The sequence below is a fragment of the Nocardioides sp. NBC_00163 genome (genome assembly GCF_045206295.1).
Lineage (GTDB): Bacteria > Actinomycetota > Actinomycetes > Propionibacteriales > Nocardioidaceae > Nocardioides.
The window spans coordinates 6,073,336-6,082,712 of sequence record NZ_CP108155.1 but is presented as its reverse complement, the minus strand read 5'-3'; the positions used below and the strand labels follow the sequence as shown (position 1 = coordinate 6,082,712).

Sequence of the window (9,377 nt, the reverse complement as noted above, 5' to 3'; positions counted from 1 at the left end):
CCCGAGCTCGCCGTCGACGGCGGCCACATCGGCTACCACGTCGTCGCGCCGTGGCGGTGCCAGGGCCACGCGACCCGCATGCTCGAGCTCGGTCTGGAGAAGGCCCGCGAGCACGGCGTCTCGCGTGCCCTGCTCACCTGCGCCCCCTCCAACGAGCCGTCCCGGCGGGTGATCGAGAAGAACGGGGGCGTGCTCGACGAGCAGCTCGGCAACGAGCTCCGGTTCTGGATCGGGTAGGGATACTTCACCCATGCACGCTCTCGTACGCCGCCCCTCGCCCCGCCTCGCCGACGGGCTCGTCACCCACATCGAGCGGAGCCCGGTCGACGTCGGCCTCGCCCACGAGCAGTGGGAGGCGTACGTCGCGGCGATGCGCTCCGCCGGCTGGACCACCCACGAGGTCGATCCCGCCGACGACTGCCCGGACTCGGTCTTCGTCGAGGACACGATGGTCGTCTTCGCGGACCTGGCGGTGATCAGCCGGCCGGGTGCCCTGGAACGGCGCCCGGAGATCGAGGCGGCCGAGGACGCGGTCCGCGCGCGGGGCTACCGGATCGCCCACATCGAGGCGCCCGGGACTCTCGACGGCGGCGACGTGCTCAAGCACGGCGACACCGTGTGGGTGGGGGAGGGCGGGCGTACGAACGCCGAGGGGATCGCCCAGCTCCGGGCACTGCTCGGACCGCTGGACGCCGAGGTCGTCGCCGTCCCCCTCACGAAGGTGCTCCATCTGAAGTCGGCCGTCACCGCGCTGCCCGACGGCACCGTCATCGGCCACGAGCCGCTGGTCGACGACCCGAGCGTATGGGGAGCCCGGTTCCTGCCGGTCCCGGAGGAACCGGGCTCCCACGTGGTCGTCCTCGACGACCGTACGCTGCTGATGGCCGCCTCGGCACCGCTGAGCAGGGCGATGTTCGAGGAACGCGGCTACACGGTCGTGCCGGTCGACATCTCCGAGTTCGAGAAGCTCGAAGGCTGCGTCACCTGCCTGTCCGTGCGGCTACGCACAGCTCAGGGCTGAACGGGCATCGTCGCGCAGTTGGATCCGGCGGCGACGCCCTTGACCCGGTCGGTGACCCAGTTGATCGCGGCGGTCTGGTCGACGAGCAGCGGGGTGACATGGTTGGTGACCAGACCGTCGCCGAGGTTGGGCAGGATGACCGCCTGGTAGGTCACCTTCGCGCCCCGACCACACCAGTCGACGGCCAGCTGCCGAGACTGCTCGTGCGGGACGATGTCGTCCTGGGTGCCGGTGGCCAGGCGTACCGGGATCCGCGGGGCCACGTGCCCGAGCTTCTGCTCGGAGATGATCGACCGCACCGCCGGCTCGCGCTCGATGATGTCGTCGAGGCTCTCGCCGGTCTTGGTCCAGCTGGTGCTCCGCTGGAACGGGTAGCCGAAGATCCCGTCCGCGACGCACGCCGTCGAGAGATCCTCCAGCGCCGCCTGACCTGCCTCGTTGAGGTTCTCGTCCAGGATCGGCCGCAGCTCCGGGTTGGACTGGGCGAGACCGTTGATGGTCCAGGCCAGCGCCGCCACCAGCGCCGAACCGTCGATGCCGACCGCGGTCGCGCGCAGGTCGGCGGGCGGAGCGCCGACGTAGGCGCCGACGAGGTTGATCTCGGGAGCGTACATCGAGGCGAGCTCGGAGGCCGACCCGGTCGCACCGCCGCCCTGGCTGTAGCCATAGAGCGCGACCCGAGACCCGGCGGTCACCGATGCGTCCGGGACCTCTCGCGCTGCGCGCGCGGCGTCGAGGACGGCATGACCCCCGTCGACCCGGTCGACATAGGTGTGGAGCCGGTCGGTGGCGCCCAGGCCGACGTAGTCGGTGACCATCACCGCCACGCCGCGCGCCAGGAGACGGTAGATCCCGATGTCCTCGTAGCCCACCGAGACGGTCTTGCCGTTGAAGAGGATCGGGCGCTCCAGGCCGAGCGAGGCCGAGCACTGGTCGCCCTGGCCCATGGTGCCGGGCGCGACGACCACGAGCGGCCGGTCGCCGGCACCGCTCCAGGCCGCGAACGGCTCGATGTAGGCGCCGGTCACCGCAGCCGGGGCGCCGTTGTTGTCGGTCGTCTTGTACATGACTCGGGTCGCGGTGCCGGGCAGCGAGCCGATGCCCGGGATCGAGAGGCCGACGCCGAGGGGGAGGGGCTCGGTGCGTACGAGCGCACCGTCAGCGTCAGGAAGCGTTGCCGGTGGGTTGTAGAACTCCGGGATCTCGACGCCGCGGGAGACGACGGCGGTGCTCTGGTCGGCGGCCTCGGCCGGCGAGGCCAGGGCGGCGGGCATGACGGCGGCGACGGCCAGAGCCGTCACCAGGGTGCGTACGGCGTGCTTGCCGGGACGCTTCACGAACAGCCTCGATGCGTGCTGAGCCATGGGGGACTCTCCTCACGTGAGCGGGACCGCTGCGTCCCGAGTTACTGAAGAGTAATGTGAGCGCCGTCACGCTGACAAGGGTTTCAGTCCACACTTGTACACCGAGATTCGCGGAGCCTAGGAGACGACCGGCTGACGCAGGATCGTCCGAAGCTTCGTGGGCGCCACCCGCCGCGGGTCACCCAGATAGATCTCGTGGTGCTTCCCGGTCATCCGCAGCCCGTTCTCGGGGATGAACCGCTCGTGCAGCTCCTCGAGCACCGGGCCCTCGTCGTCGTAGGACCCGATGTGCAGCGTCTGCACGCAGGTTCCCTCCGCGAGCGTCTCCAGGCGTACCTTGCCCAGGCTCGCCGGGCGGTCCTTGGTGCCGACCTTCGCGGCCGCCTCGTCGAACATCTGTGCGGTCACCCAGTCAGGCGTCATGATCATCGCTGTCCAGTCCCACTGCGACTTGTCGCGCGCCCGGGTGAACGCGTCCATGTCCTCGGCCCACCACAGCGCCTCCAACGGCGGCACCACATAGTCACGGCCCTCGTTCTTGCTGGCGAACTTCAGCTTGTAGGCCACCGGATAGAGCGCCGCGAGCGCATCCGCGTACTCCTGGGCGGTGTTGGGATCACCGTGTCCGTCGACCATCAGGTAGGGGAGTGGCGGCACCTCGAGCACCCGGAACTCACCCTGACGTGCCCGATAGCTGTCGAGCGTCTTCTTCAGATCCACCTTCGCCGCCATGAGGCCATGATGTCGCGCCACGGACGCCGACGGGCGCGAAACTCGCGTGCCGCCGCCGACGTCTGCGCCTACGCTCCGGACATGGCAACCGTGGCGGACGTCCGCTGGCTCGGCTCGAGCCTGGAGCGGTCCTACGAGGTCTTCGTACGCGGCCGGCTGAAGTTCCGGGTCGGCTCGATCGTCTATGTCGCCTTCTCCCTGGACGAGACCGAGATGGGGTTCGGCTTCCCGAAGGAGGAGCGTGCCGCACTGGTCGCCAGTGCGCCCGACAGGTTCCATATGCCACGCGAGTCAGAGATGCGGTTCAACTGGGTGGAGTCGTCCCTGGCCGCGCTCGACCCGATCGAGGCGTGCGAGTTCGTCGTGGACGCCTGGCGCCTCTGCGTGCCGAAGAAGGTCGCCGCCGCCTACGACCTCACCCATCCCGACGGCCCCGGACCCGACCGTCCGGAGACCGGGCCCGAGACCGGGGGAGAGCGATGATCCTGGCCAAGGAGCGTGACCCGCGCCTGATCACGGTCCGCCGCGGTGGCACCCTCACCGAGGCGGACCACCAGCTGCTCGCGCTGTGGGCGGCGACCTGCGCAGAGCACGTCCTCCCGCTCTTCGAGGCGGAGTGCCCCGACGACCCGCGGCCACGGGAGGCCATCGAGGCCGCGCGGGCCTGGACCCGCGGCGAGCTGAAGATGATGGAGGCGCGTGCTCTCGGCGGTCACGCCATGGGCGCGGCCCGGCCCTTGCGCGGGGCTGCCCGCAACGCCGCCTACGCCGCCGGGCAGGCCGGCGTGGTCGCCCATGTCGCCGCCCACGACCTGGGGGCGGCTGCGTACGCGATCAAGGCTGTACGCGACGCCGCGCCGCCCGGCGAGGCCATCGGGGCCGGGCGCCGGGAGTGCCGCTGGCAGCGCGAGCAGCTCCCGGAGCCCATCCGCGAGCTCGTCCTCGACGATCAGCGGATCCGCAACGAGATCTGCTGGTCGGTCTTCGACTGAGGACGTCTCAGAGAGCCTCGACATCGGCTGCAACGTGGCGATAGCCCCACGATTCGTAGACGACGACCGTCACGTAGGGCGCAGCGGCGATGATCAGCAGCGACCAGCCGAGCGAGACACCAGCTGTTGCCGCGACCACCCCAAGCGCCAGGACCGCGAGCATGCCGAGGGCCAGGTTGACGTGCAGCATGTCGACGCGCCTCATCAGCGCTGAGTAGATGCCGAAGTAGGCGATCGTGAAGACTGCCAGCGGGATCGCGACCGAGAGCACCGCTCCGAGCACGCCGATGGTCGCCTCACCCTCCATGACGTACGCCGCCACATGGATGCCACCGCCGAAGGCTGCCACCGAGGCGAAGATGATGATGTGGCCGTAGGCGAAGATCCAGGCCCGTTGTCGATGGCGCTCGATGAAGTGCGCGAACGGAATGATGTAGTAGTCCCACCAGATCCCGAAGGCCAACAGCGTGCCGGCGACCACGAGCAGGATCGACTCCTGCGACCAGCCGACATGCTCGACCGCCGAGGCGACTGCCGCGACCGTTCCGAGGATGACCTCGCCCAGCGTGATGATGAGCAGCAGCCCGTAGCGCTCAGCGATGTGCTCGGCATTCCACGGCATGCCCCAGCGGCGTTTGGCGTAGATCGGGCCGATCATCTCGATGCCGTAGAAGACGACCGACGCGAGCACCACCAGTGCCACCGAGCTCGTCTGGGCCACCGCGAGGCCCACCCAGCCGATCTGCGCGACGAGGATCGAACCGGCGTAGGTGAGCGCGGTATTGCGGTAGGCGGGGGACTGCGACGCGGCCCGGAGCCATTGGGCGACCATCGCGACGCGCATCACGACGTAGCCCCCGACCAGGACGCGGTTGTCGAGCACTCCGCCGTGGTCGATCGACTCGAACAACGGCGCCACGCCGAGGGCCACGACGATGGCACCGGCCATCTGCACGATCGTGAGAGCGCGGAAGACCCAGTCGTCGGTGTCGAACCCGGAGGCGAACCACGCGAAGTTGATCCATGCCCAGCAGATCGCCACGACGGTGAACAGGAAGCCGCCGATCGCGGGTCCCAGGTGCTCCTCGGCGACCAGGTGAGCGAACGCGTTGCCGGCTTGCGCGAATGCGACGACGAACGCCAGGTCGAACAGCAACTCCAGGGGAGTGGCGGAGCGGCCCTTCTCGTTGGGGTCGCGTCCGCTCATCCGCATCAGCCGGTGAGGTTGCACCGCAGTCATGGCGAAGATCTTGCCACCACCGCGGCGTCTCGGCGAGAGGTCAGGCCGAGAGTCGACCCTGGAGGAACAGGCTCCACGCGAGGCAGCCGAGTGCGGCGGTCGTCGTGAGGGTCCGTACGACATTCCAGCGGACCCATCTCGCCTCGTCGAACGCCTCGCGGACCTGGCCGAGGTCGGCGATCCGGTCCGGTGATCCCGCCGCCTTGAGCGCGTCGTTGAGCGGGAGGTGGACTGCGATGGTGATGACGAAGGCGACCAGGTAGAGAACCAGCGCGGCCACCACCCACGGCAGCAGCCGGCGCACGTCGGACCCGAGGGACAGCGCCACGACCAGCGCGGTGAACGCGAGCGAGCCGAGGAACCCGCTCGCCATGAACCAGGGGTTGATGATCGCGCGGTCGAGCGCCTGGAACGAGCCGACGAACGTACGGTCGTCCGTGGCTTTCAGACCGGGCATGATCGTGTGCGCATAGAGAGCGAAGTAGCCCGCCATCAGGCCCATGGTCATGGTCGCGGCGACCAGCGCCAGGGTTCGCAGATCCTCGATCACGCGGCCAGACAATCGGGTTTCGGAGACGGGGGCCATCGAATTACCGTCGACCACATGGATCAACCGCGCGAACGGCTCGAGGCGGAGCGCCGGCAGACGCTCGCGCGCCTGGCGGACCTCAGCGCCGACTTCGACTCTGTCGTCGCGGCCTCGCGCGACACCAACGCCGACGACGAGCACGATCCCGAGGGCGCCACGATCGCCTTCGAACGATCCCAGGTCCAAGCGCTCGTACGTCAGGCGCGCGCGCATCTCGCCGAGATCGATGCTGCCACGGAGCGCGTGGAGGCGGGGACGTACGGGACCTGTGAGGACTGCGGCCGGCCGATCGCCGAGGGTCGGCTTGAGGCGCGCCCGGTGGCGCGCACCTGCATCAACTGCGCCGGGAAACCGAGGGCACGGCTGCGCTAGCGGCGATGCCGACCGGGCTGGTCACGCATCTCGACGAGATCGTCATGGATCCGGCGTGCGCGCCGTCTCTCCAGCCTCGCCAGCAGGAAGCCGGCGGCGGCCGCGAGCACCATCAGGACGACGAGCACCACAACCGTGGTGCCCACCATGTCCAGGACGTTGCTCCCCATGGCGAGCAGGTACCCGATGTCGTCTGCGTCCATGCGCGAGGCTCTTCGATACGGTGGCCGTCATGTCAGGTGTACCCGAAGACCCGATCCGCCTGTGCTGTCTCCTGTGGGCGCGCGGGGGAGAGGCCGAGGCCCTCCACGCCTACGAGGACCGTGTCCTGAGGCTGATCTCGGAGCACGGCGGGGAAGTGATGCACCGGGCGATCGCCGACGACGCGCCCGGGCAGCCCGACGAGGTCCAGCTCTTCCGGTTCCCGGACCAGGCCTCGCTGGACGCCTACATGAACGACGAGCGGCGTACGGCACTCGGCGCCGAGCGCGACGCGGCCGTGGCGCGCACCGAGGTGTTCCCAGTTCGATTCTGAGGATCGGTTACTGTCAGCCTCAGCCGGTGCTCGAGCACCCAACCGGGAAGAGGTCTGTGATGGTCGTTGCTGGATTGGTGCTCGCCGCCCTGGCCGCCCTGGCGCACGTCTACATCTTCGTCATGGAGTCGTTGACCTGGACGAGCCCGAAGACGCGGGCGGTGTTCGGGATCGGCGCCGAGGAGGCCGAGGCGACCAAAGAGCTGGCTTTCAACCAGGGCTTCTACAACCTGTTCCTCGCCATCGTCACCGCGGTCGGCATCGTCCTGTACCCGGTGTGCTCCGCAGCGGTCGGCGCTGCCCTGGTCTTCGCCGGAGCCGGCTCGATGGCGGCCGCCGCGGCAGTGCTGTTCATCTTCTCGCCCGACAAGCGCAGCGCGGCTCTCAAGCAGGGCGTGATCCCGCTGCTCGCCGTCGTGGCCCTGGCGATCAGCGTGGCTCTGAGCTAGCCAGGAACTCGAGCAGGAGCTGGTTGGTCTCCTCGGGGCGCTCCTGCTGGACCCAGTGTCCACACCGGGGGAGTACCACCGAGCGAGTGAGGCCCGGCAGGGTCTGGTCGAAGCGTTCGATCTGGCGGCGGCCGGTGATCGCGGGCCCGTCGTACTCGCCGGCGACGAAGAGCGACGGCACCCTGATCGGCACGTCGCTGAAGGCCGCCAGATCCTCCCAGTCGCGGTCGATGTTGCGGTAGCGCGCGAGCGGTCCGAGGAAGTCGGAGTCGGCGAACTCGCGCGCGTAGAAGTCGACATCGGCCTCGGTCAGCCACTCGGGCATCTCGGTGGGGTAGATGAACTGGTCCGAGAGCCGGTCGCCGCGTCGCACCAGCCCGAGCGCCCCGCGCGGATCCCCACCGGCGGCGAGCACGCCGTCGCCCGAGATGGAGTAGTAGATGCCGAGCAGCCAGCGGCGTACGTCGGGCAGGATCTCGGCCTCGACGACACCCGGGGTCTGGAAGTAGGAGATGTAGAAGTCTTCGTCGTCGCCGCCGGCCTGTGCCATCGCCTCGGTGGGCCGACGGCGTCCTGAGGGGCTGAACGGCACCGACAGACCGGCGACGGCGGTGAAGATGTCCGGCCTCAGCTGAGCCGTTGTCCAGGCGATGGGAGCGCCCCAGTCGTGCCCGACGATGGTGGCCGTCTTCGCGCCCAACGCGTGCACCAGGCCGACGTTGTCGCCGACATGGCGCAGCATCCGGTAGTCCTCGATGGAACTCGGTTTCGAGGAGCCGCCATATCCACGTACGTCGATCGCGACCGCCCGGTAGCCCGCGTCGGCGAGCGCGGCGATCTGGTGGCGCCACGAGTACCAGGACTCCGGGAACCCGTGCACCAGGATCACGAGCCGGCCGTCCGCCGGCCCTGACTCCACCCAGTGGAGGTCGATTCCGTTGACGTGTTCGGTGCGGTGAGTCACAGCGGTGTTGGCCACGGCTGGAGTCTGCCACCTCGCCAGAATTCCGCGATAGTACCCCCTATCGCAGAAATGTTCGAAAAGACTGTAATATCGGGGGATGTGAGCGTACCTGACGATGGTGTGATGTTCGGCGATGTCGTCGAGGACTTCCTGACAGACCGGGCCACACTCACGCGCCGCGGGCTCAACGACAAGTCGCGCAACGCCTACCGGCAAGACATCGCCGCCTGGGCGCGGCAGTTGCATGTCGACGCGGGCGGTGAGCCTGATGCCGATGTGCTGGCACTGGTCCTGATCTCGGCGCTGACCGACCAGAACGTACGCATCGCCTACAGGTCGCTGCGGGAGAGCTCGGCCGCGGCGACCTGTCAGCGTCGCGTCGGCACGCTGCGGCTCTTCACCCACTGGCTGCAGCTCGAGGGACACCTGCTGGTGGATCCGACGCTGCGTATCGAGGCGCCCGAGCGGCCCAGCCGGCTGCCGGCGGGCTGGAGCGTCGACGAGCTCCGCCGCCTGGCGCGGGTGGCCTCGACGCCGCGCGAAGGCACCGACCGGCGCCGCTGGCCGGCTCGTGACAGGGCGATCTTCGCGGTGCTGGTCACCACCGGCGTACGTGCCGCGGAGCTGTGCGGTCTCACCATCGGCTCCATCCGGCGCGAACCCGACGGCGAGACGCTGGTGCGGGTCATCGGCAAGGGCGACAAGCAGCGCAACCTGCCGCTGCCGCCCGAGGCCGTCGATGCGGTCGACCTCTACCTGGTCGAGCTGGAGGCCCGTTTCGGCGCTCGCGACGCGGCCGACAGCCTGTTCGTGCTGACCTCGGGCAAACAGCTGCGACCTGGCGCGCTCAACCACCTGGTCGAGACCTGGATCCGTCTGGCCGGCGTCCCGAAGCAGCCTGGCGAAGCCGCGCATGCGTTTCGGCACAGCGCGGCCAAGGGACTGATCCGTTCCGGCGTACCGGTGCCTGCGGTGCAGGGGTTGCTCGGTCACGAAGACCTCAAGACCACCGGGATCTACGTCAAGGCGACAGCCGCCGACACGCGCGACGCCGTGCTGCTGTCGCCGGCGCGCGAAGTGCTGCGAGAGACGGCTGTGCCGCCGTCTGACTGAATCTGG

Annotated in this window: 14 protein-coding genes; 8 read left to right on the top strand and 6 right to left on the bottom strand. The window is 69.2% G+C overall.

All coding sequences use genetic code 11. From position 1 onward, the window contains the following. Positions 1-78: 78 nt before the first annotated feature. Positions 79-237 (top strand): GNAT family N-acetyltransferase, encoded by a 159-nt coding sequence (locus OG801_RS29060; RefSeq protein ID WP_406032698.1) that lies wholly within the window; start codon positions 79-81, stop codon positions 235-237. Positions 238-250: 13 nt separating this feature from the next. After that, entirely contained in the window at positions 251-1,021 is a 771-nt protein-coding gene (gene ddaH / locus OG801_RS29055) for a dimethylargininase (protein WP_406032696.1), read from the top strand. On the opposite strand, the gene OG801_RS29050 is transcribed toward ddaH, so the two are convergent. Both OG801_RS29050 and OG801_RS29045 read right to left on the bottom strand, forming a co-directional pair. Further along, complete coding sequence (locus OG801_RS29050; protein WP_406032694.1) at positions 1,012-2,385, bottom strand: lipase family protein; 1,374 nt, start codon at positions 2,383-2,385, stop codon at positions 1,012-1,014. The genes ddaH and OG801_RS29050 overlap by 10 nt on opposite strands. Positions 2,386-2,502: 117 nt before the next feature. Further along, positions 2,503-3,117, bottom strand: a complete 615-nt coding sequence (locus OG801_RS29045; protein ID WP_406032692.1) for a GyrI-like domain-containing protein — start codon at positions 3,115-3,117, stop codon at positions 2,503-2,505. An 81-nt stretch (positions 3,118-3,198) separates the two neighbouring features. On the opposite strand from OG801_RS29045, the gene OG801_RS29040 reads away from it, so the two are divergent. Both OG801_RS29040 and OG801_RS29035 read left to right on the top strand, forming a co-directional pair. Continuing rightward, positions 3,199-3,600, top strand: a complete 402-nt coding sequence (locus tag OG801_RS29040; protein ID WP_406032690.1) for an MmcQ/YjbR family DNA-binding protein — start codon at positions 3,199-3,201, stop codon at positions 3,598-3,600. After that, positions 3,597-4,109 carry a putative immunity protein gene (locus OG801_RS29035; protein WP_406032688.1) on the top strand — a complete coding sequence of 171 codons (513 nt, stop codon included), beginning with the start codon at positions 3,597-3,599 and terminating at the stop codon, positions 4,107-4,109. Before OG801_RS29040 ends, OG801_RS29035 begins: the two co-directional genes overlap by 4 nt. Positions 4,110-4,116: 7 nt before the next feature. On the opposite strand, the gene OG801_RS29030 is transcribed toward OG801_RS29035, so the two are convergent. Both OG801_RS29030 and OG801_RS29025 read right to left on the bottom strand, forming a co-directional pair. Next, positions 4,117-5,349, bottom strand: coding sequence for a low temperature requirement protein A (locus tag OG801_RS29030; protein ID WP_355021435.1), 1,233 nt, complete (start codon positions 5,347-5,349; stop codon positions 4,117-4,119). A gap of 40 nt (positions 5,350-5,389) precedes the next feature. Further along, positions 5,390-5,899, bottom strand: coding sequence for a DUF1772 domain-containing protein (locus tag OG801_RS29025; RefSeq protein WP_406032686.1), 510 nt, complete (start codon positions 5,897-5,899; stop codon positions 5,390-5,392). Between the two features lie 54 nt (positions 5,900-5,953). Here OG801_RS29025 and OG801_RS29020 point away from each other — a divergent pair, with 54 nt between their 5' ends. Then, complete coding sequence (locus OG801_RS29020; RefSeq protein WP_406032684.1) at positions 5,954-6,310, top strand: TraR/DksA family transcriptional regulator; 357 nt, start codon at positions 5,954-5,956, stop codon at positions 6,308-6,310. Here OG801_RS29020 and OG801_RS29015 read toward each other — a convergent pair. Then, complete coding sequence (locus OG801_RS29015) at positions 6,307-6,513, bottom strand: hypothetical protein (protein WP_406032682.1); 207 nt, start codon at positions 6,511-6,513, stop codon at positions 6,307-6,309. The two genes, OG801_RS29020 and OG801_RS29015, sit on opposite strands and share 4 nt — an antisense overlap. Before the next feature lie 29 nt (positions 6,514-6,542). Between OG801_RS29015 and OG801_RS29010 the strand changes: the two genes are divergently transcribed. Beyond that, positions 6,543-6,845: a hypothetical protein gene (locus OG801_RS29010; RefSeq protein ID WP_406032681.1), complete on the top strand. Its 303-nt coding sequence runs from the start codon at positions 6,543-6,545 to the stop codon at positions 6,843-6,845. Positions 6,846-6,904: 59 nt separating this feature from the next. Next, complete coding sequence (locus OG801_RS29005) at positions 6,905-7,294, top strand: DUF1304 domain-containing protein (protein ID WP_406032679.1); 390 nt, start codon at positions 6,905-6,907, stop codon at positions 7,292-7,294. On the opposite strand, the gene OG801_RS29000 is transcribed toward OG801_RS29005, so the two are convergent. Then, positions 7,275-8,273 carry an alpha/beta fold hydrolase gene (locus tag OG801_RS29000; protein WP_406032677.1) on the bottom strand — a complete coding sequence of 333 codons (999 nt, stop codon included), beginning with the start codon at positions 8,271-8,273 and terminating at the stop codon, positions 7,275-7,277. The two genes, OG801_RS29005 and OG801_RS29000, sit on opposite strands and share 20 nt — an antisense overlap. Positions 8,274-8,357: 84 nt before the next feature. Between OG801_RS29000 and OG801_RS28995 the strand changes: the two genes are divergently transcribed. Beyond that, a complete protein-coding gene (locus OG801_RS28995; protein ID WP_406032675.1) occupies positions 8,358-9,371 on the top strand; it encodes a tyrosine-type recombinase/integrase in 1,014 nt (337 codons plus the stop codon). Positions 9,372-9,377: the final 6 nt, after the last annotated feature.